Origin of the sequence: Chitinophaga sp. GbtcB8, from assembly GCF_019091455.1 — a bacterium.
Classification (GTDB): Bacteria; Bacteroidota; Bacteroidia; order Chitinophagales; family Chitinophagaceae; genus Chitinophaga.
In genome coordinates this window covers 1-236 of the sequence record NZ_JAGXJN010000412.1, presented here as the reverse complement: position 1 = coordinate 236, position 236 = coordinate 1, and the positions used below count along the sequence as shown (strand labels likewise).

At 51.7% G+C, this 236-nt stretch carries 1 protein-coding gene; it reads left to right on the top strand.

All coding sequences use genetic code 11. From position 1 onward, the window contains the following. Nucleotides 1-13: 13 nt before the first annotated feature. Nucleotides 14-236 (top strand): hypothetical protein (locus tag KVT36_RS32210; RefSeq protein WP_368670064.1); only part of this gene is annotated, 223 nt, incomplete at its 3' end.

Genomic DNA, 236 nt, shown 5'->3' with positions numbered 1-236 from the left:
CAAGCTATACCTGGTGATCCTAGGGGAAGGGTTTACCGCCGCTGACCACGCCGCGTTCTACACCCACGTTACCAACCTGGTAAAGGACCTTTTTACCAAAGACCTGTATGATGAAACGATGGATGCGTATTACATTTACCGCATCAACGTAAACTCCACCCAGACTGGCGTAACTAAAGTAAATGCCAGCGGTACCGTAACCCCCGCCCGCAACACCGCCCTGGATTACCGTTACA